20 protein-coding genes and 1 pseudogene are annotated in these 23,391 nt (G+C 61.1%); 10 read left to right on the top strand and 11 right to left on the bottom strand.

All coding sequences use genetic code 11. From position 1 onward, the window contains the following. Nucleotides 1-64 precede the first annotated feature (64 nt). The 11 genes and pseudogenes from ACN0SW_RS13890 to ACN0SW_RS13840 all read right to left on the bottom strand — a co-directional run bounded on the left by ACN0SW_RS13890 (nt 65) and on the right by ACN0SW_RS13840 (nt 11,799). A complete protein-coding gene (locus tag ACN0SW_RS13890) occupies nt 65-1,891 on the bottom strand; it encodes a hypothetical protein (protein ID WP_047998106.1) in 1,827 nt (608 codons plus the stop codon). Then, the gene (locus ACN0SW_RS13885; RefSeq protein ID WP_050524050.1) at nt 1,888-3,309 is read right to left on the bottom strand and encodes a tyrosine-type recombinase/integrase; all 1,422 of its coding nucleotides are present in this window, start codon (nt 3,307-3,309) and stop codon (nt 1,888-1,890) included. The genes ACN0SW_RS13890 and ACN0SW_RS13885 overlap by 4 nt, the downstream gene beginning before the upstream one ends. A 195-nt stretch (nt 3,310-3,504) precedes the next feature. Continuing rightward, a pseudogene (locus ACN0SW_RS13880) lies at nt 3,505-3,648 on the bottom strand (DUF6915 family protein); the annotation flags it as partial. Between the two features lies 1 nt (nt 3,649). Beyond that, nucleotides 3,650-4,033, bottom strand: coding sequence for a DUF6878 family protein (locus ACN0SW_RS13875; RefSeq protein ID WP_417728523.1), 384 nt, complete (start codon nt 4,031-4,033; stop codon nt 3,650-3,652). 77 nt (nt 4,034-4,110) lie between these two features. Further along, entirely contained in the window at nt 4,111-4,407 is a 297-nt protein-coding gene (locus tag ACN0SW_RS13870) for a hypothetical protein (protein ID WP_417728522.1), read from the bottom strand. A 115-nt stretch (nt 4,408-4,522) separates the two neighbouring features. Further along, nucleotides 4,523-4,903: a DUF3768 domain-containing protein gene (locus ACN0SW_RS13865; protein ID WP_417728521.1), complete on the bottom strand. Its 381-nt coding sequence runs from the start codon at nt 4,901-4,903 to the stop codon at nt 4,523-4,525. A 126-nt stretch (nt 4,904-5,029) separates the two neighbouring features. Continuing rightward, on the bottom strand, nt 5,030-7,201 hold the full coding sequence (locus ACN0SW_RS13860) for a ParB N-terminal domain-containing protein (RefSeq protein WP_417728520.1): 2,172 nt from the start codon (nt 7,199-7,201) through the stop codon (nt 5,030-5,032). A gap of 427 nt (nt 7,202-7,628) precedes the next feature. Beyond that, nucleotides 7,629-8,783: a YbfB/YjiJ family MFS transporter gene (locus ACN0SW_RS13855; protein ID WP_417728519.1), complete on the bottom strand. Its 1,155-nt coding sequence runs from the start codon at nt 8,781-8,783 to the stop codon at nt 7,629-7,631. Between the two features lie 197 nt (nt 8,784-8,980). After that, entirely contained in the window at nt 8,981-9,781 is an 801-nt protein-coding gene (locus ACN0SW_RS13850) for an HpcH/HpaI aldolase/citrate lyase family protein (RefSeq protein WP_417728518.1), read from the bottom strand. After that, nucleotides 9,775-10,614 carry an FAS1-like dehydratase domain-containing protein gene (locus tag ACN0SW_RS13845; protein WP_417728517.1) on the bottom strand — a complete coding sequence of 280 codons (840 nt, stop codon included), beginning with the start codon at nt 10,612-10,614 and terminating at the stop codon, nt 9,775-9,777. Before ACN0SW_RS13845 ends, ACN0SW_RS13850 begins: the two co-directional genes overlap by 7 nt. Before the next feature lie 33 nt (nt 10,615-10,647). Next, nucleotides 10,648-11,799: an acyl-CoA dehydrogenase family protein gene (locus ACN0SW_RS13840; RefSeq protein WP_417728541.1), complete on the bottom strand. Its 1,152-nt coding sequence runs from the start codon at nt 11,797-11,799 to the stop codon at nt 10,648-10,650. 538 nt (nt 11,800-12,337) lie between these two features. Between ACN0SW_RS13840 and ACN0SW_RS13835 the strand changes: the two genes are divergently transcribed. From ACN0SW_RS13835 to ACN0SW_RS13790, 10 genes are all read left to right on the top strand, one after another. Next, nucleotides 12,338-13,579, top strand: coding sequence for a thiolase family protein (locus ACN0SW_RS13835; RefSeq protein WP_417728540.1), 1,242 nt, complete (start codon nt 12,338-12,340; stop codon nt 13,577-13,579). 59 nt (nt 13,580-13,638) lie between these two features. Then, nucleotides 13,639-14,040: a cupin domain-containing protein gene (locus ACN0SW_RS13830; RefSeq protein WP_417728516.1), complete on the top strand. Its 402-nt coding sequence runs from the start codon at nt 13,639-13,641 to the stop codon at nt 14,038-14,040. 85 nt (nt 14,041-14,125) lie between these two features. Further along, nucleotides 14,126-15,160 carry a C4-dicarboxylate TRAP transporter substrate-binding protein gene (locus ACN0SW_RS13825; protein ID WP_417728515.1) on the top strand — a complete coding sequence of 345 codons (1,035 nt, stop codon included), beginning with the start codon at nt 14,126-14,128 and terminating at the stop codon, nt 15,158-15,160. 104 nt (nt 15,161-15,264) lie between these two features. Further along, a complete protein-coding gene (locus ACN0SW_RS13820; protein ID WP_417728514.1) occupies nt 15,265-15,789 on the top strand; it encodes a TRAP transporter small permease in 525 nt (174 codons plus the stop codon). A 2-nt stretch (nt 15,790-15,791) separates the two neighbouring features. After that, the gene (locus ACN0SW_RS13815; protein WP_417728513.1) at nt 15,792-17,102 is read left to right on the top strand and encodes a TRAP transporter large permease; all 1,311 of its coding nucleotides are present in this window, start codon (nt 15,792-15,794) and stop codon (nt 17,100-17,102) included. Between the two features lie 49 nt (nt 17,103-17,151). Beyond that, nucleotides 17,152-18,699 carry an AMP-binding protein gene (locus tag ACN0SW_RS13810; RefSeq protein WP_417728512.1) on the top strand — a complete coding sequence of 516 codons (1,548 nt, stop codon included), beginning with the start codon at nt 17,152-17,154 and terminating at the stop codon, nt 18,697-18,699. A 17-nt stretch (nt 18,700-18,716) separates the two neighbouring features. Then, nucleotides 18,717-19,703: an aldo/keto reductase gene (locus ACN0SW_RS13805; RefSeq protein WP_417728511.1), complete on the top strand. Its 987-nt coding sequence runs from the start codon at nt 18,717-18,719 to the stop codon at nt 19,701-19,703. Nucleotides 19,704-19,894: 191 nt separating this feature from the next. Further along, nucleotides 19,895-20,653 carry an SDR family NAD(P)-dependent oxidoreductase gene (locus ACN0SW_RS13800; RefSeq protein ID WP_417728510.1) on the top strand — a complete coding sequence of 253 codons (759 nt, stop codon included), beginning with the start codon at nt 19,895-19,897 and terminating at the stop codon, nt 20,651-20,653. 25 nt (nt 20,654-20,678) lie between these two features. Then, a complete protein-coding gene (locus tag ACN0SW_RS13795; RefSeq protein WP_417728509.1) occupies nt 20,679-21,830 on the top strand; it encodes a CaiB/BaiF CoA transferase family protein in 1,152 nt (383 codons plus the stop codon). Nucleotides 21,831-21,841: 11 nt separating this feature from the next. Continuing rightward, nucleotides 21,842-23,344, top strand: a complete 1,503-nt coding sequence (locus ACN0SW_RS13790) for an aldehyde dehydrogenase family protein (protein ID WP_417728508.1) — start codon at nt 21,842-21,844, stop codon at nt 23,342-23,344. Nucleotides 23,345-23,391 lie beyond the last annotated feature (47 nt).

Raw genomic sequence — 23,391 nt, 5'->3', positions numbered from 1 at the left:
GTGTCGTCGGGATGGATTGCCGATGGCAGCGATGGCCTTGCGGTCGTGCAGTCTGGATTTGCTCTCATGCGAGACCCGCCTCCGGGGGAAGGTAGATCTGTGCCGATTGACTGGCCGTGAGGGCACGCGCGGCGGCTAAATCGGGCTCAGAGAATTGCGGCAATATCTGCGCAGAGATCCTGTGGTGGACCCGCCCGAACTTCGCCTGCCAATCTGCTTCGGACAAAACCTTGCGCTGGTCCACCACGAAATCCAGAAACGCCATCAGCGCGGGAAGCTTGCGAGTGGTGATGACGCCGTTGCGGCATTCGAGGCAGCCCCAGAACGGCACCGGGCAGGCCTCTCCCGACGTGGCGAACGGGCTGCTGTAGAAGCCGGAACAGCTTGCCAGCCATACATCCTGTTCGCCTGCCAGCAATGCCGGAACATCGGTCGCCAAGCCCTCCGGAAAACCGGGCTGAGCCGAAGACGGAGCTGCCAAGACTTCGACCTCGGCCTCCGGGGTCAACACGGTAGGCTGCAACGCATCTTCGACAGCGTCCATCAGCGCCTCGGCGATGGTAGCTTCGTGTATCGGCCGCAAGGCGGGAATGTCCCCATAGTGGTTCGCAGCAACCTCGACGGTATGTCCAACCGCAAACCGGCGCAGCTGACCGCCGGTCTTGCGATACCACGCAGCCTTGTGGGTCTTGCGCAAACGCGAGAGGCAGAGCTTCAACGGCTTCCCGTAATCATCCTGCAACCCGTGATGTTTGACCCAGACCTTTCTAGCGGATTGCATCGGCAGAACGACATCGGTCAGGCGCCCGCGGCAGTAAAACGTGAAAAGCTGCTCGCTCTTGAGATGACCGCGCGCCGTTGCGGTCCACTGAATTGCGAGGCGCAGGAGGCCGCCCGGGGTGCCTGACCCTCCGTCCCGAACCCGCAGCCGCTTCCACTCGGCATGACGGGCGCGGCGCTTGCAATACTCGATCTCGACATATCCGCTGGACGGGTTCTTGAGGCAGTCGGCACGCAGGGTCTTGATCGCTTCGATCTCGAGACCGGTCTCCAGCGACAGCAAAACAAAAAGGGCAATCAGATCGCCAAGAAGCAGATGCCGCGTGCCATGCATCCTGTCGCTCAGCCCCTCATTCGAAATCCCTGCATAGTTCCGTGCCCCGTAGAGTTGACGAAAAAGGTCGTTCTTGACGGTAATGAAACCGACACGGTCGATCTCCGCGAAGGCGTCCATCTCCAGCCGGTCGATGCGTGTCTCGCACTCCTGTTCAAGCGCCGGACGGAATCGCTGCATGATCGCTGCAACATCGGCACGTGCGGCCACCTTCAAGGCCACCCGGACACTGTCGCTGTAGGCATCGCGCGGGCGCGGTGGAACACCCGGGCGCGTACTGACATAGAATAATCGGCGGGAAGCCTCTTCGGAAAGGCGGCCTGGTTCGCCCGCATCCGCCAACCGCAGCAGCATCACTACATCTCCCATCTGGTGGCGGCGATGGTTGGGATGCTGCCCGCGCTCATCCATCCAGGCGTCGAAGCCTTCGATGGTAGCAACATCAATCTCGGCAAGCGCCTGTACGGATGAGTCTGTCGCATCGAGATAGCGCCAGAACCGATGGATGGCTTCGGCCAATGACATGGCGGTGCGGACGGTGCCGGCAGGGCCACCGACCTGACATGCCTGCCAGAGTGCCAGCGTGAAGGCCCGTGCAAGCGAATTGCGACCCGGCAAACGCGTCAGGTCCATCGTCGCAGTCTGTCCGGCCAAGGCAATCTCGAAACGGCGGGCGGTGATGGCAATGGCGGCCGCGGGACCGGGATCGGAAAGATTGTCAGGAAAACTCGCGCGTCGCCCTGGGCGGGGCTGTGAGACGCGGGCTCTGCCGGTCATCGATCCTCCGCCATGAGTTCGTCGGTCCAGCGATCCGCCGCCGCATCGACGAGTTCCTGCGCCTCGGCAAGGCTGTCGAGATAGATGTAGGTGCTAGCGATGTTCGCGTGGCCGAGGAGGTGCTGGAGATGGCGGAGCGGATCGCCAAGCATCTGCCGATAGGCAGCACCGTGCGCATCGGTCGGGTTGAAGATCCTGCCCACCTGTTCGCGGATCAGCATCGACAACATGTTGACCGCAAAGGTGTGCCGCAACATGTGCGGTGTGACGATGATATTGAGGCCGAAGGCCTGGCACCGCTGGCTTGCCCTACGAAACGCTACCTCCCAAGTACCCGACGACACGGGCTGGCCGCGTTCCGTGAGCCAGAGCGATGCGTGTTCAGGCATCCCATCAGGCGATCGCAGCAGCCGTTGGCGGTCTTGCGCAAGGAGCCTGGTCAGCGCGATGCGCCGACCACTGTCATCAATGGCGTTGCGGCCATCGGGTGACAATACAAAGGGGACGGCCGGACGAGGCGGCGCCTTGGCGGCGGCAATCCGGCGCTCGATATCGACGTAATCCCCGATCTGCTTGAGCACCCGGCGCGGCAACCGGATGCGTCGCGGGCGTTCGCCCTTGGTGATCACGGCCGGCAGATCGAAAGGAAGTATCCGTGGGCTGTCGGAGATCAGCCGGGGCAGTTCGTCTATGATCAGGCTACCGGCCTCGCCGAGGCGCATGCCGGTCGTGACGAGCAGTTCCGCGAAAACGGCATTCCGCTCGCCATTGCGGCCGCGCCAGGCTGGGTCCTCGGACCCGTCCGGCAATTTACCCCTCAGGCCGATATCCCGGAATACGAGGTAGCGCCCGAGATCGACGAATTGCATGTCATGCGGGCGCGCGGCACGTTCCCGCGCCCTGTTCCCCTCAACCACCTTCGGCGTTCCTCGCCCATGACCATGGCGAAAGGACAGGTCATATCGAAACGGCGAGGATGCGATCAGTCCCTCTTCAAGCGCCCACCGATACAGTTTGTCGAGCGCCGCGATCGCCCTGTTCCAACTGGATGCCGAAATCCGGAACGGTGCATCCGACAAACGCCGTGCATGGTGAAACGCGATGACATCGTTGTAATCGGCACGCCAAAGCTGCTTTCCACCACGCCGTTCTTCCAGAAACCGCATCCAGACGAAGATGTCATGGGCGTAGGCGCGCAAACTGTGCCGCGAACGCACCCCCATGGTCGGACAGGCGCGAAAGAACCGGTTCACGTCATGCAAGTAGCTTCCGTCCCGATCCAGTAAGAAGGGCATGCCATCCATCAGGTCGATCTTGCCAGCGGCCTCCGTCAGGGACACGGAAAGATCGGCCGGAACGCCTTCGACCGAAACGGGCGCGCGCAGCGCCGATCCGTCGGTGAAATAAAGCTGCGTCATCCATCCTCCAAAGGCGTTCGCGTCCAGCAAACGACGCCCGCGACTCCAGTCGCGCTAAAACCGAAGCGCCGCCAGCCCCGTCCCTACGGCCCTTTTGATGGAGAGCGGGCCGGGGCTGGCTCATCTCTCAATCCTAAGGTTCCGCATAACCCGCACCATGCACAGGAATAAGACGCTTCCATAGAGTCAGGATAAGGTATGATGCTTTTGGGCTCTGTGAACAAAGAGACCTAGGTGCTCTTTGGATGAATCAAACCAATCATGTACGTGTTGGTAATCCTCTGGAACACCGCCGAATTTTCGGGCCGAGCTTTCGGCGTGATGGAGGGGATGTGCCATGTCAGAGCCCCTCGTGTTCGGTGGTGTTGGTCTCGATATAGCGGTTCGAGTGGCTGACATCGATCTGGTCCGCCTGAATCGCCCAGGTCAGCTCGCCATAGCCGCCCTCGTTGTTCTCAAAGCCGGGGCTCAGCGCATAGGCGAAATCCCAGCCGAAATCTTCGATCCGTCGTCGCAGGTCTTCTGTCAGGGTGATCGTATCCGGGTTCACGACGACATCCTCGACATTGCCGGAATCGCCGTAGCCTTCATATTGCACCTCGATGTTCGTCACGCCGAGGGCGCGCAGTTCGGAAAGAAGCGCCGCGCGGGTTTCTACCCGCTGTTCGGCAGCACGCCTCTGGGATTCGAGTATCTGCGCGTAGAAATCAGTCTCTTGTGTCATGTCTTTGATCCTTTGGAATTGAGGAAATGGGAGGGCGACCATTACGCGGGGTCGCCCAGGAAGTTTCCTGCGGGGCTTCAGGCCGCAGCGTCGCCGCGCTGCTCAGCCGTCCGGTCAACCAGGTTGAAATAGAGGTTCTCGGTCGCGCGCTTGAACCCCGGCGGTTTGCGCGGAGCGAGGCAGCGCACCGAGGCGCTGCAGCTCTCGCCATGCTCCATCGCGAACTGCGTCACTTGGTCGATCAGGTCATCCATGCCCGCGGCCTGAATGCGCTTCTCAGGGTAGCGCGCCAACATCTGGAACTGCGTGACGACGAAGGCGCCGTCGCGATGCGCGGGATAGAGGGTGATCTGGTAGTCGAGTGTCTTGGCCATCTCTTGTCTCCTGTGGCGGGCCGGGTGCGATCGTCGCGCCTCTTGGAACCCGCCAGCCCGAAAGGACCGCCCTTTGTGCAAGGGCGGTCCGGGGCGGTGATTGGGGATGGGGGCGTCAGTATTCCGGCGGCAGAAGCAGGGTCAGGACCCGGCGCGTCTGCTGAGGATCGGCAGGCTCGGGCGAACCGTATTGGTAGTCGACGTCATACAAGTCGAGCTTGAACCAGACTGTCGTGCCATTGAATTCGATGACACCCATTTCGTGCCATCCCTGCGGATCGCTGTCGGCATTGAAGGCGTCAAACGCGGCAACACGGTGGGTGAGCTCCTGTTGGGCCTCGGGCCCAAGCGCCGCGACGCCGCTTGTCATCACGAACTGGCCCTGCGGGGCATCGGTGACAGGGGTATTGCCGAGGATTGAACGGCGAAACGCATCATTCTGCGCGGCGATCAGTGCCGCTTCCCGAACTGGATCTAGGTCGAGTATGGTGGTCATGGGATGTCTCCGGAACGGGCCAGCCGATCCGATATCGGCTGTAGGCAACCCGCCAGCCGGAAAGGGCCGTCCTCGATGTGAGGACGGCCCAAAGCTCATGTCGTGATCAGATCGGTCTTCGCCGCGTCAGGCCGCATCCTCGCTGAGGAAGGCGGGCAAGGACGACGGCTCCTCATTCTCCGCCTCAGCCAGAGCGTCTGCGGCGGGCGCGTCGCCTTCCTCGGCCTTGGACGCACCGCCTATGATTTTGGTGTCGGCCTCCGTAGCACCGGCAAACACCATTCCGTCGGGCAGCCAGCGCGACGTCCTGGCGACCGTCGCGGCGTCGAAGCCTTCGCTCTCGCCTGCCGTTTCTGCAAAGGCGCGTTCCATCGCGGCCGCAATATCGCCCTTGCGTTCGCGATTGCGATCCTCGGCGTAGTCGTCGCCGATCAGCTTGCGCGCCGTGGCCACCGCATGCCCTTTGTTGACCCGACCCCAGTAGTTTTGGGCGGTCGGGCGCCAACAGGCCGACACATCAACGTCAAGCCGCGCGCCGATCTCCTCGATGATCGGGGAAGGGCGATTGTCGTTGGAAAGCTGGGGTTTGACCGCCAGACCCGTTGCCCAGGCGAAAAGCGCCTGCTTGTCTGCAATCGGCAGCGCTGACATTGCCCGGAAGTCCTCTGGTTTCTCGAGCTTCATCCAGTCGGTGGCGAGGCCCTGTTCCAGCGCCTCGAGCATCTTTTGGGCGACAGTATCCACATGCAGCACCTCGCGGTTTTGCGCCTGGAAGGGCCGGATCGAGATGTCGAGTGCCTCGTTGTTGTAGGACCGCCCCAGAGCCTGTTCGCAGAGCGCGTAGAGCGTCGCGTCGAACGCCACCTCGAAATCCGCCGCCAGATGGGCCCGCAGAATGTGCTGACGCGTAGCGCGCAGATCGTCGGCAAGGCTTGCAGAAATCCCATCCGCCTTACGCAAGGTGGCGGCCGGGTCGGAGGTCGGCACCGGTGTCGAGGAGGTCGGCGGTGTAACGTGTGGGCGGGCAGTTGAGAAGGCGCCATTCGCATCTGCGGTAGTCTCTTCGGGCTCGGTCGCGGCTGGAATATCCTCGGGCCGCACCAGACCCTTCTCGACACGCAGCGCCCCGTCGTGGCCGATAGTCAGAACCACGCCGGCGATAGCGCGATCTGCCTCCGCGTAAGGCTGCCGCTCACGCTGCAGGGCCTCGATCTCGCGCAGCCGCGGTTCGATGGCGTAATATTCTGTGGTTTCTGCGTCGGTCCAGTCCTCACCGTCATTCTGCGCCGCCAGTTCTTCCTCCCGCGCGATGAGGCGTTCCTCCTCGGCGAGCAGGTCCGGATCAGGCTCGATGTCCTGCGGATAGACTCGCCCGAAGCTGCGAAACGCGCCATAGTCCACCGAGAGATGCACCTCGACCCATTTCCACGCCGCCTCGAAGGGTTTCGCTGCGGCCTGCAGCTTCTCGATGGCCAGGCGTTCCAGAAGGTCGGGGTTTTCCATATGGGCGCTGGCACGATCGTCGAAGAGATCGCGCAGCAGAACACCGCCCGCTGCCTCATAGGCCTCGATGCCAACAAAGCGCCCGAGGGCGGAGTTCGCCGAATGGGCCGTCTCGGTCAGCTGACGTTTGATGCTCTGCGGATGGATGTGATAGCCGCCCTTCACCGTGTTCCAGACCGCGAGTTGGCGATCATGGTCGTCGGTCAGCGTGAAGGCCATCACGCATTCGAGGGTCAGATCGCCCGCGCGAAACTGTTCGATGATCTCCGGCGCAACACGGGCGAGTTTCAAGCGACGGCGCACCAGGTCGACGGAGACGCCGAACTTCAGCGCAATCTCGTTCTCGCTGCGCCCTTCGCCGATCATCTTGTCGAAGGCCTCGAACTGGTCAGCGGGGTGCATCGCCGCGCGCTGCAGGTTCTCCGTGGCAGAGGTGAGGATGGCGTTACGCTCATCCTCGACGAGGCAGGGCACTGGGTGATCAGACGGGATCACGCCATCTTCGACAAGCTGCTTCAGCGCCTTGAGGCGACGACCGCCCGCATCGACAGCAAAGCGCGTGTCAGACATCGCATGAACCACCAGGTTCTGCTTGATGCCCGTCTCGCGGATGCTCGCGAGAAGCTCGGCGTCATCACTGGCACTGGCTACGACCTTGCGGACATTGAGCGGGCTCGGCTCAAGTTGGTTGAGCGGGATCATCCGGATGTCGGCAGCGCCTTCAGGCGCGGCCGTTCCGGCGGCTTCGGTTTTCTTCGAGGTGGAGGGTTTCGGTCGGGTCGTGGTCTTGGCCATGGTTAGGGTCCTTGTCATGCCGGACCCAGAAGAGGCTCTCTCTATCCTTTCAAGCCCGGCACCCGGGCTTCCCTTTCTCTGGCTCTTGCTGGTCGCGAACAGTCGCCAAGGCTGCTTTGACGACCCATTAAGCCATTGTTTCTATTACATAACAAACCATCTTCGCCTTATGGCCTTGTAGCGACGAGCGCTACATTGAAGTGCGACCCTGTTACGAGCCAAGAGGTCATCGGTCACAGCGGTCGTAGAGTAAGTCTGTCCGAGGCAGGAGAAGACCGCCCATCATCCGCTTTGCGTAACAAAACCGTGCATATCTTTAGCTGGAATAGCCCGCTTTTTCCTAGTCGACGATTGTAGTCGTTCGAAAACGCGGCCAAATCTCTACTGCGGACGCAACGACCTATTCCGTAATCAGACCCCGATTCGATCATTCCGCGAATGGCGCTCTCCCACGCCTGCGCGTCCTTTCCCTTATTGCGGCCGGTGCAGTCAATATCGCTGCGAGCAATAGCGCCAATGCACCTGAAACAACTGCAACAAAATAGTTGCCGTTCGCAGCAATCAAATGTCCGGCCACCACCGGACCAATGACCTGACCTAGACCAAAGGTTGCAGACATCATACCGATTACACGAGATGTGCCGGATTGCCCGATGGCTGCCGCGTAGAGGAGTCCGAGGGGGCTAATTCCCATGAAGGTAAAACCGAAGATGAATGCACTGATCAGGATCGCCTCTGCGCTTGTTCCGGTGACGCTGCAGGCGATACCTATCGCCTCGGCAAAACAGGCTGCGGCAAACGCTGTGGCGAAGCCACTGCGCTTTGCGAAAGCGTACCACAGCCCTGCGGCGGGCACCCCCGCGAGACCGACCAAAAGCCACGACTCCATTTCCAGGTTACTGAGTGCAGGGGTGCTCCGAATTTGTGCTACGAGGAAGGTTGACGTGATGACATATCCATACCCGAACAAGAAGAAGGCAATCATCAGTGGCCCGAGTTCCTGGCTGCGTCCGGGTTCATCCGGGGCGGAGGGAGGGGCGGTATCGTCGAGATGTGGTGCGAGATGACGGCCCGCCAACCACGCGGGAAGAGTTGACGCGGCCGCCAGACCGAGCCAGAGGCCGCGCCAGTCGCTGCCCCACGACTGCATGAGTTCAACCAGCACGGCGGAGAAGGCGATCCCGCAGCCAACCCCGCCAAAAAAGATCGCCGAACCCGCGACGGGATAGCTCTTGCAGCGTGAAAACACGATGCCGGACGCCAGCGCCATGGCCACGGTGCTTGCCAGACCTCCGGCAAAGCGTAGCGGGATCTGGACAGAGAATGCGGGAAAGAACGCCATTGCGCCTGTCGCGATGACGCTTGCTGCCAGCGAGACGACGAACCAACGTGAGTGGGTGAGCGGGCCTGGAAACCTCCAGAGCAAAAGTGCTCCGGCTAGGTAGCCGAGGAAATTCGCAGAAGCGAGAAGCCCTGCGCGGAAGTGATCGACCAGGCCCGCATCTATCATGGCGGGCAGTATCGGGGTCAGCCCGAACCGCCCGATGCCCATGACGCAGAAAAGCACCGCCGCGCCGGACAAAGCGGTCAGGCTCCAATGGTCGGACGAAAATCGGATATGTATCATGGGAGGCATCCATGTTCAGGGCGATCCGTAGGTCCGGCGCCAAATTGTGAATCAAGATTTGCCAACGTGGCCGATTGGAATCACTCAGCCTCAAGACATGCGGATGGCCGGTTTGGGTGCCGTCCACGCGGCCGCCCGCAGCACTGGCCAACTCAGCTTTCTCGCGTGGCGGCCAATATGGCCCTGGCCTTGGCAAGGACCGGGGCATCGACCATTTCACCGGCGATCCTCACGGCCCCGTCACCCGCTGCAAGTACCCGTCTCGCCCAGGCGATTTCCGTCTCTGCCGGGCAGAAGGCCTGTCGGACGGGGGCGACCTGGGCGGGATGGATGCAGAGCTTCCCGGCCATCCCGATGGCCCGCGCATGGAGCGCGTCCTCGACAAGCAGATCCGTATCGTCGAGCGTTGTCGTCACCCCGTCGATGGGCGCAGCGATACCGGCGATACGCGATGCCAGCACCAGCTCGCTGCGCGCAGGCAACAGCAGGGCGCGGTCATGCGTCATGGCCAGATCGGCGCAATAATCCACCGAGCCAAAGACCAGTCGGCGGACACCGGGCAGGGCGGCAAGTTGGCGCGCCTGGGCAAGTCCCCGTGCGGTTTCGACCAGCGGCAGCAGCGCAATACCATCGAGCCCTGCGCCGATCTTCGCCAGTTGCGCCAGGTCTTCGGACTTTGGGATCATGACCGCGTCCGGCTGCAAATGTGTCACGGCGCGCAGATCGGCCTCATGCCAAGGCGTGCCGACAGGATTGATGCGGACAATGACCGGACGGTCGGTGAACCGGCGGTCGAGCGCATCGCGAGCGGCGTCCTTGTCCGCCTCGGCAACAGCATCCTCCAGATCGAGGATCACCGCATCGGGCGCTGCGGCGGCGGCCTTCGCAAAGAGGTTCGCCCGGCTGGCCGGAACGAAGAGAGGCGCACGCAAAGGCCACGGATGCGTCACCATTGCGCTGTCGCCATCATACTGACGGGGCCGCCTTCCTGCGCCGTCCAAAGAGACAGGGCCTCGCCGTCGGGTACGGCGTGCAGCCCAAAGCGGTCGGGGCCGAAGATCGGCGAAAGGCTGCGAAAGTCGAACCGTCTTGGCGCCGCGCCGCACAGATCGGTGGCGAATTGGCAAAGCATCGTCGCCTGGAGCGGCCCGTGGATGACAAGGCCGGGATAGCCTTCTTCGGTCTTGGCATAGGGCGCATCATAATGGATACGGTGCCCGTTGAAGGTGAGCGCGGAATAGCGAAACAGTAGCGGCGCGCTGGCCGTCACCGTCCGGGTCTCCGCGCCAGCCGGGGCAGGTTCGGACGGCATTGCGGCACCGACGCCAGCGCCCGTGATCTCACGGTACACGATATCCTGGCGTTCGGTGAGCGCGGGGCCTCCGCCGCTTTCGAATGCGTGGCGCACGGTGACGAAGCAAAGCGGGCCGCTTTTGCCTTGTTTGAGCTCGATTCCCTCGATCACCGAGCGGCGCGACACCGTGTCACCGATCCGCAGTGGCCGGTGAAAGTCAATCCGACCGCCGGCCCACATGCGCCGGGGCAGCGGCACGGGCGGCAAAAAGCCCCCCTTGGCCGGATGGCCATCGGTCCCCAAGGCCTTGGTCGAGGCAATCGGCTGCGCAAGGCACAGATGGATCAGCACGGGCGCTTCGGCGCCGTGGTCGAGAGGCGACTGCCGGTCGAAAGTGGCGTTGAACCGGGCGACGAGTGCCGCCGTAAGCTCTTCGCTTGCGTGGTCTTCCCGACCGATCCAGCCTTCGAGATGGTCCAGGTCAAGCCGCATCGGCCCCTCCGATCCCGAAGATCGCAGGTCGCATCAGAACGACCTCGGCATTTGCAGGATATGCTCCGCGACATAGGACAGGATCAGATTGGTCGAAATCGGCGCCACCTGATATAGGCGCGTTTCGCGAAACTTGCGCTCGATATCGTATTCGCACGCAAAGCCGAAACCGCCGTGAAATTGCAGGCAGGCATTGGCGGCCTCCCAGGATGCCTTGGCCGCCAGGTATTTCGCCATATTGGCCTGGGCGCCGCACTCTTCGCCTGCGTCGTAGCGGCGGCAGGCTTCGAACCGCATGAGGTTTGCGGCCTCGACCTCGATAAATGCCTCGGCAATTGGAAATTGGACGCCTTGGTTCTGGCCGATCGGGCGGCCGAAAACCTCGCGTTCCGAAACGTATTTGCTGACCCGATCGGTGAACCAATACCCGTCGCCGATACATTCCGCCGCGATCAGCGCCCGCTCAGCGTTCAGACCGGTCAGAATGTATTTGAAGCCCTTGCCTTCTTCGCCGATCAGGTTCTCGACCGGGATTTCGAGGTTGTCGAAGAACAGCTCGTTCGTTTCGTGGTTCACCATGTTGGGGATCGGCCGGACCGTCATGCCCTTCGTCATGGCATCCTTGATGTCGACAAGAAAGATCGACAGGCCTTCGGACTTCTTGCTCACCTCCGCCAGCGGTGTCGTCCGCGCGAGCAGGATCATCAGATCCGAGTACTGGACCCGGCTGATCCAGACCTTTTGACCATTAATCACATAACGGTCGCCTTTCCTGACGGCGGTGGTCTTGAGCCGCGTGGTGTCGGTGCCTGTCGTCGGCTCGGTGACACCCATGGATTGCAGCCGGAGCTCGCCCGCGGCGATCTTGGGCAGGTAGGTTAGGCGCTGTTCTTCCGAACCGTGTCGGATCAGGGTGTTCATGTTATACATCTGCCCGTGGCAGGCGCCGGAATTGCCGCCGGATCGATTGATTTCCTCCATGATGACCGATGCCTCGGTTAGGCCAAGTCCGGACCCGCCGTAGTCTTCGGGAATCAGCGCGGCCATCCAACCGGCCTTGGTCAGCGCATCAACGAATTCATCAGGGTAACCGCGGTCATGGTCGATCTTGCGGTGATACTCGTCCGGGAAGTCCGCGCACAGCGCCTGAACACCATCACGGATATCCTGAAAGAGGTCGGACATATTCTGGCTCATGGTCGAAGGAAATCCTTCTTTTGGTTGCTGAGAAGTTGCTCCGACATCGGAGCGAACTGAGTGATTCGGGCAAGCCGGAAGGTTAGCCGATGACCATTTGGTTACCAATGGAACCGCTTGGAGTCAATTTCCTTCGCCGTAAAGGCCACCAACCCTGCATGCGATAGAGGCCAGAAGTAGTCGGTGCGGATATTCTCACAACCTATCACAGACGCCTCTGGACATGAACTACGCCGCAAGCCGAGAAACGGTTGTTGCCGGATATTTTCCATGTCCATTAGCTGTTTACGCACTTTCACGGCCTTGCAAACAATGTAGGTTGATCTGCCGGGACGCCCGGTAAAAGCAGGGTGCGGACGGCCTTTGCGTGGCGGTGCTTCGGCGACGCGCGGCGCTCTGCCAGGCTACGATTCACTCCTGCAAAAATTCGAAGTTGACAGAGATGCTATTTTTTAACTAGAACGTGACCAAATGGTTACTTACATGACCTTATAGTTTGGAGGATAGCTTGACCAAAGCGTATATTGTGGGAGTCGGGATGAGCGCATTCGGGCGCTTTTCGAATGAAACCATCAAGTCGTTGACCAAGACCGCCGTGAGCGCCGCGCTTTCGGATGCCGGAGTAACCCAGGCCGATATCGGCGCCGCGTTCTTCGGCAATGTCTCGCAGTCCTTCATGGAAGGGCAACACATGGTGCCGGGACAGGTCGCGCTGCGAAATATCGGATTCGAGCGAACGCCGGTCACCAATGTGGAAAATGCCTGCGCCAGCTCAAGCTCAGCGCTGAATCTGGCATTCGCCAATGTGAAGGCGGGGCTGAGCGATATCGCGCTGGCGGTCGGGGCCGAAAAGATGACGCTCGACAAGCAAAAGGGCTTCGCGGTCTTTGACGGCGCCTGGGACGTGACGCGGGCCGAGGAAACGGCGACGAACCTGGAATATCTGGGCAGCGGTGCAGAAATCCCGGAAGGCAAGGACATTCCAGCCAACCAGCGAAGCCTGTTCATGGATGTGTACGCCAATTTGGCCAAATACCACATCAAGACCTACGGGACGACCGAGACCCATCTGGCGCATGTCGCCTCCAAGAACCACGCGCATTCGCGCTTCAATCCGTTAGCGCAATACCAACAGCCAATGAGCGTCGAAGAGGTTCTCGCGTCACGCGTGATCTCCTGGCCGCTGACAGTTGCGATGTGCGCGCCGATCAGCGACGGTGCTTCAGCAGTAGTCGTCTGCAACGAGGACGGGCTCAGCAGACTTGAGGCCGCCAATCCCGGCACCAAGGCTCGGGCGGTCGAGATTCTGGCCTCGATCGTCGGCGGGGGGACCAATCGGGCCGCCGAGAATCTGTCGCAGCAGACCTGCCGGCTGGCCTCGCAATGGGCCTATGACATGGCGGGCATCGGCCCGTCCGACATTTCGGTTTCAGAGCTGCACGACGCCAGCGCATTTGCCGAGGTGCAGCAATCAGAACATATGGGGTTTTTTGAATACGGCGAAGGCGGTTTTGCGGCGGCGCGCGGCGACACCTCGCTGGGGGGGCGGATTCCGATCAATACCTCGGGCGGTCTGGAATGCCGCGGCCATCCAATCGGTGCCACGGGGCTGGCGCAGATCCACGAACTGGTGACGCAGCTGCGTCACGAGGCGGGTCCGCGTCAGGTGGAGAATGCGCGCTTTGCACTGGCAGAAAACGGCGGCGGCTTTCACCAGAACGAAGAGGCGGTGGCCTTGGTTACGATCCTGGGCCGTCAATCCGCCTAACGGCGCCAAACACGCGCGGTGATCCGCGAAAACACTGATAGCTTTGGGAGGAGTTCAAAATGAAAACTATTGCAGCCGCTTCAGCGCTTACACTGATGCTATCCACAGCTGCCCTTGCCGAGGGCGTCGAAAAGCCGACGGAAACGTTCGGCGTATCGGTGGATGCGTCGGCTGGTTTTCCGCTGGCCGAACAAGTGCCTGTTGCCGATGGCTATGCGCTTCGCCTTCGACGTGTTGTACTCGAGCCAGGCGCGGTTATTGCCCATCACAGCCACGTAAGCCGCCCATCATTTGCCTACGTCATCAGCGGGGAGCTCGTCGAGCATCGCGACGACGGTGTTATCAAAACCTACGGGCCCGGTGAATTTTTCGCAGAGGGCGCGAGCCTCGCACATTGGGCTGAAAACAAACAAAAGGCCGAGCAAACCGTGCTGATTGGCGTTGACGTAGTTCCCGAGTGAACAGCGCGTCGCAATAGGAAACGGCCCTAAGCGAGCCGCCGGACGAGTACTGCAAAAGAAGAATTCCGCAATAAGGGAGGAAAAAATGAAAATGATCAAAAAAGGATTGGGCGTAGCTGTTGCTACTCTGGCGCAAGTCGTCGCCGCGACGGCAGTTAACGCCGCCGATTATCCATCGGTGACGTTGAAATATGCGCTCTATTTCTCTGAGAACATTCCGCAGGCAAAAGTTCTCAAATGGTGGGGCAACGAGCTTGAGGAACGCAGTGGCGGCAATATCAAGGTTCAGTTCTTCTGGTCGCAGACGCTGGGCAAATCGACAGAGCTTCTCGAACTGGTCGGTCAAGGCGCAGTGGAGTTATCCTCACCCGCGCCAGCCTATTATGCGTCGAAACTGCCGTTGGTGAACGTGCATCAGCTTCCGATGATCTTCCCATCCAACGCGGCGGCGCAGAGGACCGCCGAAGAGATGGTCGCGGTGCCGGGTGTGGTGGAAGAACATGACCGCAACAACGTCGTACCGGTTCTCTGGACCAGCCTGCCGACTTATCATGTGTTATGCACCAAAAAGATCGAGACACTCGCCGACTTTTCCGGCGCCAAGATGCGAAGCTATGGCGAATACGTCCCAAAGCTTTGGGACTCGCTGGATGCTGTCCCCGTGACGGTTCTTGCGCCCGAGATCTATGAGGGCCTTCAGCGCGGGAATATCGACTGTTCGTATCTGCCGGATGACTTCGCCTATGCCTACAAGCTGCACGAGGTGGCCGACTATTACATCGACCTGAACTTTGGGGCGATCAGCGGCTGGCCGACCTATGTGAACAAGGACCTTTGGGATGGCTGGTCGGACGAGGTTCATGCGCTCTTTGCCGAGGTCGGTGCCGAGGCTGCCGCCATGGACCGCGAAACCGTTCACCAGGCGGGCGAGGATGCGAAGGCAAAGTTCCTCGAAGCTGGGCTTGAGCTTGTCGAGTTCACCGAGACCGAGAAGGTCTATGAAACGGCGCCCGATTTCCTGGAAGTCTGGATCGCCGAGATGGGCAGCAAGGGTTTGGGCGATGCGGCGCGCGAAGTCGCCGCCGTGGTCCGCGAGCAGGTCGCATCAGAGGCGAACTAACTTCCCGGCCGCCCCAGGTGCTCCGTTCAGGGGCCCTGGGGCGGCATTTTGAACCCATTGCGAAGTCCAAAAGACTTAACGCAGAGACGCGGAGGGCACCTGTCGTGGCAACGCTGTTTTCGACAATTGACAAAGCTATCTTGTTGCTAGGCAATGCCTGCCTAGTGATCGCCTGCGGGACATTGGCATTCATGGCCGTGTTCGGCAGCGCCGATGTCATCTCGACCTTTCTGTTCGGGCGGCCCGTGCCTCTGGCGCGCGAATTGTCCGAAGTCCTCCTGGCAGTCGTGATCTTCCAGTCCTTCGCGGTCGCCGCGCGGGACGACCGGCATGTCAAGGTCGATCTGTTCCTGCAATTCTTCGGGTCGCGGCTTTTGGGATGGCTGCGGTTGGCGGCGATGGCGGGGGCCGGCGCCGTGTTCCTGCTGCTGGCAGTGCAATCTGCGGAACTGGCGCAGGCCAGCTTTTCTGAGAACGAACTGGCCATGGCGTCGATCCGCTTTCCGGTATGGCCCGCGAAGATCGCGGTCTCGCTGGCGATGTTCATCACAGTAGCCGAATACGCCCGCCAGATCGTGCACGCCTATCTCAACCTCGCCCTCCCGGCGACCGTCGCGGAGGAGGCGTGACAATGGATCCGCTGCTGCTAGGCCTCATCATCATCCTCGCGATCCTGCTTCCGGCCGCGCTCGGCCTGCCCATCGGCATCGCGATGACCGCGGTTTCGCTGGTCGGTATGTGGAGCGTGACAGGTGAAGCCTTCATGATGACCACCGCCCAGACCATGCCCTATGCCGTGGGCAGCGATTTCGCCTTCGTGGTGGTGCCGATGTTTATTCTGATGGGGGCAATCACGTCAGCCACCGGGATCACGTCAGAACTTTATACTGCGGCGCATCGCTGGACCAGCGGCGTGCGCGGGGGCCTCTACTACGCCACGACCCTGGCGGCCGGCGGGTTCGGCGCGATCAACGGCTCCACCGTTGTCAGCTCGACCGTGTTCACGCGCATCGCGCTGCCCGAGATGATCCGGTTCGGATATTCCAAAGCGATCAGCGCCGGCTGTATCTGCGCCGCGGGGACATTTGCCGCGCTGATCCCGCCCTCGCTTGCCATGGTCATCTACGGTATCATCACCGAAGAGAGCGTCGGGCGCCTGCTGATGGCCGGGTTGGTACCGGGCCTGCTGACGATCGGGGTCTATTTCATCGGAATGGGCCTGTTGATCTATTTCCGGCCAGAGGTTGCGCCGCAGGATGTGGAGCGTTTTACGCTTAGCGAAAAGCTGGTCTCGCTCAAGGGGCTCTGGGCGATCCTGCTGCTGGTTGCCATCGTGATGGGCGGGATATACTCCGGTATCATGTTCCCGTCGACCGCAGGAGCAGCCGGTGCCGGCGGCGCTGTCCTGATCTCGCTTTTCCGCAACAAGCTGACTGGACAGGATTTCTGGAACTCCCTGAAGGAAACCGCGATGATGACGGCGGTCCTGTTCCTGATCATCATTGGGGGGCTGTTGCTCTCGCGCCTTTTGCTGGTATCCGGCATTCTCAACGAACTAACCAGCCTGTTTGGCCATCAGGGGATGTCTGTGGCCTGGTTTCTGACCCTCTCCGTGTTCGTTTTCGTGCTTCTGGGCATGTTTGTCGACGGCGTGTCGATGCTTGTCATGACCGTGCCGTTCCTGCACCCGATCTCGCAAAGCCTTGGGATGGATCCGATCTGGTTCGGTGTCATCGTCGTCAAGCTGGTCGAGATCGGCGCGATCACACCCCCGGTTGGTCTGAATCTCTTTGCGGTGATCGCCGCATCCGAGGGTAAGGTCGATGCACGCGAAACCTTCCGCGGTGTGCTGCCCTTCATCGGTATGGAGATCGTCACGCTTCTTCTGATCATCTGGTTTCCCCAAATCTCGATTTGGCTACCAGATCTAATGTTTAACTGATGCCCGTCCAACCAAAGACGGCCCCCGGCGCGGGAATGGAGAACGCCAAGTGAATATTGCAACTTTTGTCAAGCAGGTCGCCAAGACCTATGGTGATCGCCCGGCGATCAGCGTCGGAACCAAGATGTTCTGCGATTACGCCGAATTCGCCGATCGCGCCTGGCGGCTGGCTGGGGCGCTGCGTGGGCCGTTGGGGCTGCAAAAAGGCGACCGCGTCGGGCTGGCGATGACCAACGCGCCTGAATATCTTGAGATCCTCGTGGCCTGCTGGCATGCTGGCCTCTGCGCGGTTCCGGTGAATTCTAAACTTCACCAGAAGGAATTCGAGTTTATCTTCGAAAACAACGGAGCCCGCATTATTTTCACGACCGCTGATATTGAGGCCAAGCTCGCCCCCTGTGCCGACAATATCGCGACGGTCGAGCGGGTGATCGTCGCGGGCGGCGCCGAATATGCGGACCTGCTCACCGGCGGGCCGCTGCCGCTGGTCGAGGTGGCCGACAGCGATCCGGCCTGGCTCTTTTACACCAGCGGCACCACCGGGCGCCCGAAGGGCGCGACGCTGAGCCATGCCAACCTGATGGCGATGGCTCTGCGCTATTATGCCGATATCGACGCGGTCGGCCCCGAGGATTGCTATCTGCACGCAGCACCGCTGTCGCATGGCGGCGGGCTTTACGGGTTGCCGTTTCTGATGAAGGCGGCCAATCACATCATCCCCGATAGCCGGGGGTTTGATGTCGAAGAGATCTTCGATCTGCTCGACGTTTACTCGGACATGACGTTCTTTGCCGCGCCGACCATGCTGACGCGTATGTCGAACCACCCGCGCGCGCGCAGTGTGAAGTCGGAGAATATCAAGACGATCTACTACGGCGGTGCGCCGATGTATCTGGAGGATATCAAACGCGCCATCGATATCTTCGGCCCGTGCTTCTACCAGATCTTCGGGCAGGGTGAATCGCCGATGACCGGTGTCGGGCTCAGCAAGGCCTTGCATGCCGATTTCGACAACCCGAAATACGAAAAGCGCCTGGCCAGCACCGGCACCGCGCGCACTGGCGTAGATCTGCGGATCGTCGATGAAGACGGCAAGGACGTTCCGGTCGGCGAAAGCGGCGAGGTTCTGTTCCGCAGCGACGTGACCATGCTGGGCTATTGGAACAACCCCCAGGCAACCGCCAGGGCGATCCGCGACGGTTGGCTTTATACCGGCGACATCGGCTTTTTCGACGAGGACGGTTTCGTCACGCTGATGGACCGCTCCAAAGACATGATCATCAGCGGCGGCACCAATATCTATCCGCGCGAGATCGAGGAAGTGCTTCTGCTGGATGACCGCGTCGACGAGGTGTCGGTGGTCGGCCGTCCGCATGGCGATTGGGGCGAGGAGGTCGTCGCCTTCGTGGTTCTGCATGACGGCAAAACCGCCTCGGCGCATGAACTCGAAGAGCTGTGCCTGCAAAACATCGCGCGCTTCAAACGGCCCAAGGACATCTTCTTTGTGAAGAGTCTGCCGAAAAGCAATTACGGAAAAATTCTGAAAACTGAACTGCGTTTGCAACTGTCGCAAATGCAACTGGAAAAATCCAATTAGAGATGAAGGAGACGACGATGAGAACGCGAGTTTTGGGAGCATCAGAGATTGAGGTCTCTGCATTGGGGCTTGGCTGCATGGGGATGTCCGAATTTTACGGCGTGTCCGACGATGTAGAGTCGCTGAAGACGCTCGAGCATGCGCTTGAAAAAGGTGTCACCTTTTATGACACCGCCGACACCTATGGTATTGGCCATAATGAAGAGCTGCTTGGCAAATTCGTTCAAGGCAAATCGGACCGGATCGTGATCGCGACGAAATGCGGCATCGTGCGCGAGCGTGGCAAATACGAACGCCGTCTGGATTCGAGCCCGGCCTATGTGAAATCCGCCTGCGAGGCCTCGTTGAAACGTCTGGGTGTCGATTGCATCGACCTCTTTTACCTGCACCGGCTCAGCCCCGAAGTGCCGATCGAGGACTCTGTCGGCGCGCTGAAAGAGCTGGTCTCCGAAGGCAAGATCAAGGCTTACGGGCTTTGCGAGGTTTCGGAAAAGACCCTGCGCCGTGCGCATGCGGAACACCCCGTCACCGCGCTTCAGACCGAGTACTCGCTGTGGAGCCGCGATCCCGAAAAGGGAATCCTGGATGTCTGCCGCGAACAGAACACCGCTTTTGTGCCCTACAGCCCGCTGGGCCGTGGCTTTCTGACCGGCACGATGTCCAACCCGGACAAGTTGGAAGATGGCGATTTCCGCAAGGCAAACCCGCGGTTTCAGGGCGAGAACCTGGAACGCAACAACAAGCTGCTCGAAGCGGTTCAGAAAGTGGCGGCGGATCATTCCTGCTCGCTCGGGCAGGTCGCGCTAGCCTGGCTGCTGGCGCAGGGTGACGACATCATCCCAATCCCCGGCACGCGTCGCAAGAAATACATCGACGACAATGTCGGCGCCGATGCGGTGCGGCTGACGCCTGAGGCGCTGGATTTCCTGGACAAGACCTTCACGCCCGACGCGGTGAGCGGCGGTCGCTACACCGCTGAAGGGATGAAAGGTATCGACGCCTGATCGGAAAGGGCGGGGCAGGCGGCGCGGGGCACGAATACCGCCTTTCGCATGTCCTGCACTTTCCGCCCGGACGGCGGGCCTGACGACCGAAAGTAGTCAGCGGGCATCGGCAGCAAGGGCGACTGAGGTGCGTCCGCTTAAGAAGTAACCAATCGGTATCTATTGTGAACAATAGTTGATGGAGAAGACGAATGAACGATCTGAATGGTAAATGCGTGATCGTCACGGGGGCTGCCCGCGGCATCGGTCAGGAATATGCGGTATCGCTGGCCTCCCTCGGTGCCAATGTCGTGGCCGCCGATTTGAACGATTGTGCGGAAACCGTGAAGCGGGCAGAGGAGCAGCCGGGTACCGTCATCGGCACCACGCTGAACGTCACCGATCTGGCGCAGGCCGAAGCCGCGGTGGCTTTGGCCCTGTCGCGGTTCGACCGGCTGGACGGGCTGATCAACAACGCCGCGCTCTACGGCACGCTGAAGGGCGGCCGCTTCGACACCCTGTCCGAGGCGGACTGGGATGCGGCGATGGATGTCAATGTGAAAGGCATCTGGAATTGCTGCCGCGCCGCGGTTCCGGCGATGCGCAAGATCGGCGCCGGCAGTATCATCAACATCGCATCGCTCGCGGGAAGTTATGGCACACCTTATGTGCTGCACTACACCACCTCGAAAGCCGCCGTCAGCGGAATGACCCGTGGCCTCGCGCGCGAGCTGGGGCGCGACAAGATCCGCGTCAATGCGATTGCGCCGTCGGCGGTTCTGACCGAAGCGACCAACGACTTCTTCGCCGACAAGACGGATGTCGCGCTAAAGACGATACGCAGCATGCAGTCGATCGCGGAAAACTTGCAGCCCTCCGACCTCGTCGGCACGGCCAACTGGCTTCTGTCGGATGCGAGCGCCTTCATCACCGGTCAGACCATCGCTGTCGATGGTGGAACGATGATGTGAACGCAGTTGCCGGAAAGGTCGAAACATGAAACCGTTGAGTGGCTTAAAAATCATCGAACTGGCCGGGATCGGGCCGGCCCCGTTTTGCGGCATGGTCCTTGCGGATATGGGGGCCGAAGTCGTTCGGATTGACCGGCCGAGCGCGGCCGATCTGGGGCTCGATACCAACCCCGAACTCGAAGTCCTGAACCGGGGCAAGACTTCGGTTGCCGTCGATCTAAAGTCGCGCGAAGGTGTGGCATTGGTGCTGGAGCTGATAGAACAGGCCGACGCGGTTATCGAAGGGTTCCGCCCAGGCGTGACCGAGCGGTTAGGTCTGGGGCCGGCGGAGTGTCACGCTCTGAATCCCAAGCTGGTTTATGGCCGCGTCACCGGGTGGGGGCAAACAGGGCCGTCGTCGCATATGGCCGGACACGACATCAACTATCTGGCGCTCTCCGGTGTGCTGAATGCAGTCGGACGGGCCGGACAAGCGCCAGTCCCACCTCTGAACCTGGTCGGCGATTTCGGTGGCGGGGGGATGCTGCTCGCCGTTGGTGTGCTCGCCAGCCTGCTTAAGGCCGCGACCACTGGGCACGGCGACATCGTCGATGCGGCGATGACCGATGGCGCCCTGCTGCTAATGGCCGGCATTTTCAGCCTGCGGGCCGAGGGCATGTGGAGCGATGATCGCGGCACCAACGTTTTGGATACCGGCGCGCCGTTCTATAATGTCTACGAAACTGCGGATGGTCGCTATTTGGCCGTTGGCTCCATCGAGGGGCGGTTCTTCAAGGAGCTGGTGACGCGCCTTGGCCTGCCTGAGGACTTTCTGGATCTGCAATGGGATAGGCAAGCTTGGCCCAAGCTGCGACTGGCCCTTCAAGCGCGGATTGCGGAAAGGACGATGGCGCAATGGACCGAGACCTTCGAGGGTTCGGATGCCTGTGTGACACCAGTTCTGACCCTGGCAGAGGCCGCTGGCCATCCACAATTCACTGAACGCGGCGCCTTCATCGAACCGGGGGGGCTACCTCAGCCGGCCGCGGCCCCGCGTTTCGCAGACACCCCGGCGCACCAGCCCGGAAAGCCGCCCGCGCCGGGCGCGGATACCACCGCCGTTCTGGCGCGCTGGGGCGTCCCGTCCGGGCGGATCTCGGAATTAATCGCGGCCTCTGTTGTCGTGCAGAAAGATTAGAGGAACCCAATATGTCTCAAGCAATAGAAATCTCGCAGCCCGTGCGGGCCACGTTGGAGCGACTGAGAGGCAAGTACTTCGTCGACGGCGCGCTTGCCACACCCGCCTCCGGTGATGCGCAGGCCACCACCGATCCCGCGACCGGCGAGGCGCTGACACAGATTGCCCGCGCCACGGCTGCGGAAGTGGATCAGGCAGTCCGCTCCGCACGGCAAACCTTCGAAGGCGACGATTGGGCGCGCATGCGCCCCTCGCACCGCCAACGCCTGATCAACCGACTTGCCGATCTGCTTGAACAGAATATTGACGAGTTGGCAGAGCTGGAAACGCTTGACAACGGCAAGCCCTTTGCAATGGCCAAGAATGCCGATGTGCGCGGGTCGATTGAATATCTGCGGTATGTAGCCGGATGGGCGACCAAGATCGAAGGGTCGGTGCTGGACGTATCGTTCCCCAAGCCACGGGGCGGCGGGGATTACTTCGGCTACACCCAGCGGCGGCCGGTCGGTGTGGTTGCGGCGATCGTGCCCTGGAATTTCCCGCTCAACATGGCGGTGTGGAAGATCGGCCCGGCGCTTGCCACCGGTTGCACCGTGGTGCTGAAGCCGGCTAGCGAGACGCCCCTGACAGCGCTGCGTTTGGCTGAGCTGATTGTCGAGGCGGGCTTTCCGGCTGGCGTGGTCAATGTCGTCACCGGCAGTGGCTCTGTGATCGGCGATGCGCTGACAAGCCATCCGCTGATCTCGAAAGTGACCTTCACCGGGTCGACCGAAGTGGGACGGCATGTCGGCCTTCAGGCGATGAAGAACCTCAACCCGAGCTCGCTTGAGCTGGGGGGTAAGTCGCCGGTCATCGTGTTCGACGATGCTGACATCAAGTCGGCGATCGCCGGAGCGGCGTCGGCGATCTTTTTCAACCAGGGGGAAACCTGCACTGCCGGCTCGCGGCTTTATGTCCAAAAATCGGTCTACGATGAATTCATCGAAGGAGTGGCAGAGCGCGGCGCGCGGATGAAAATAGGTCACGGAATGGACCCTGAGACCCGTATGGGTCCGCTGATTTCTGCGTCGCATCGGGCAAGTGTTCTCGACTATGTGCAAAAGGGCGTCTCCGAGGGGGCCAAGGTGATTTCTGGCGGCGCTGCGGTCGACGGGCCCGGCTATTTCATGCAGCCCACCGTTTTGGCCAGCGACACCAACGACAATGTGGCGGTGCGCGAAGAGATTTTCGGCCCGGTTCTGGTTGCCATTCCCTTCGATGATGAAGATCACGCGGTGGCACTGGCCAACGAGTCCGAATACGGGCTGGCGGCCAGTGTCTGGTCGTCGAACCTGCATCGCGTGCACCGGACGGTGCCACGTATCGACGCCGGCATCGTGTGGGTGAATTGCCACAACCTTCTGGATCCGAACCTGCCCTTCGGCGGCGTAAAGAACTCCGGCATCGGGCGGGAGATGGGCAAAGATGTACTGGACGCCTATACGGAAAAGAAATCGGTGCTGATGACCGTTTAGGCCGATCTTACGGTTGCCGTCTAGAGAGGGCGATCCCGCGCGGCGGG

The organism is Roseovarius sp. (genome assembly GCF_048262375.1).
GTDB lineage: Bacteria > Pseudomonadota > Alphaproteobacteria > Rhodobacterales > Rhodobacteraceae > Roseovarius.
Note: the sequence above shows the minus strand (reverse complement) of the source record. Positions and strands in the feature narration are given on the sequence as shown.

Coding starts and splice junctions, on each gene's coding strand:
- ACN0SW_RS13840 (WP_417728541.1), bottom strand. CDS start 11,799: ATGTCCGACCTCTTTCAGGATATCCGTGATGGTGTTCAGGCGCTGTGC.
- ACN0SW_RS13865 (WP_417728521.1), bottom strand. CDS start 4,903: ATGACCACCATACTCGACCTAGATCCAGTTCGGGAAGCGGCACTGATC.
- ACN0SW_RS13815 (WP_417728513.1), top strand. CDS start 15,792: ATGGATCCGCTGCTGCTAGGCCTCATCATCATCCTCGCGATCCTGCTT.
- ACN0SW_RS13825 (WP_417728515.1), top strand. CDS start 14,126: ATGAAAATGATCAAAAAAGGATTGGGCGTAGCTGTTGCTACTCTGGCG.
- ACN0SW_RS13790 (WP_417728508.1), top strand. CDS start 21,842: ATGTCTCAAGCAATAGAAATCTCGCAGCCCGTGCGGGCCACGTTGGAG.
- ACN0SW_RS13800 (WP_417728510.1), top strand. CDS start 19,895: ATGAACGATCTGAATGGTAAATGCGTGATCGTCACGGGGGCTGCCCGC.
- ACN0SW_RS13795 (WP_417728509.1), top strand. CDS start 20,679: ATGAAACCGTTGAGTGGCTTAAAAATCATCGAACTGGCCGGGATCGGG.
- ACN0SW_RS13875 (WP_417728523.1), bottom strand. CDS start 4,033: ATGACACAAGAGACTGATTTCTACGCGCAGATACTCGAATCCCAGAGG.
- ACN0SW_RS13830 (WP_417728516.1), top strand. CDS start 13,639: ATGAAAACTATTGCAGCCGCTTCAGCGCTTACACTGATGCTATCCACA.
- ACN0SW_RS13805 (WP_417728511.1), top strand. CDS start 18,717: ATGAGAACGCGAGTTTTGGGAGCATCAGAGATTGAGGTCTCTGCATTG.
- ACN0SW_RS13870 (WP_417728522.1), bottom strand. CDS start 4,407: ATGGCCAAGACACTCGACTACCAGATCACCCTCTATCCCGCGCATCGC.
- ACN0SW_RS13845 (WP_417728517.1), bottom strand. CDS start 10,614: ATGCGGCTTGACCTGGACCATCTCGAAGGCTGGATCGGTCGGGAAGAC.
- ACN0SW_RS13885 (WP_050524050.1), bottom strand. CDS start 3,309: ATGACGCAGCTTTATTTCACCGACGGATCGGCGCTGCGCGCGCCCGTT.
- ACN0SW_RS13850 (WP_417728518.1), bottom strand. CDS start 9,781: ATGGTGACGCATCCGTGGCCTTTGCGTGCGCCTCTCTTCGTTCCGGCC.
- ACN0SW_RS13860 (WP_417728520.1), bottom strand. CDS start 7,201: ATGGCCAAGACCACGACCCGACCGAAACCCTCCACCTCGAAGAAAACC.
- ACN0SW_RS13890 (WP_047998106.1), bottom strand. CDS start 1,891: ATGACCGGCAGAGCCCGCGTCTCACAGCCCCGCCCAGGGCGACGCGCG.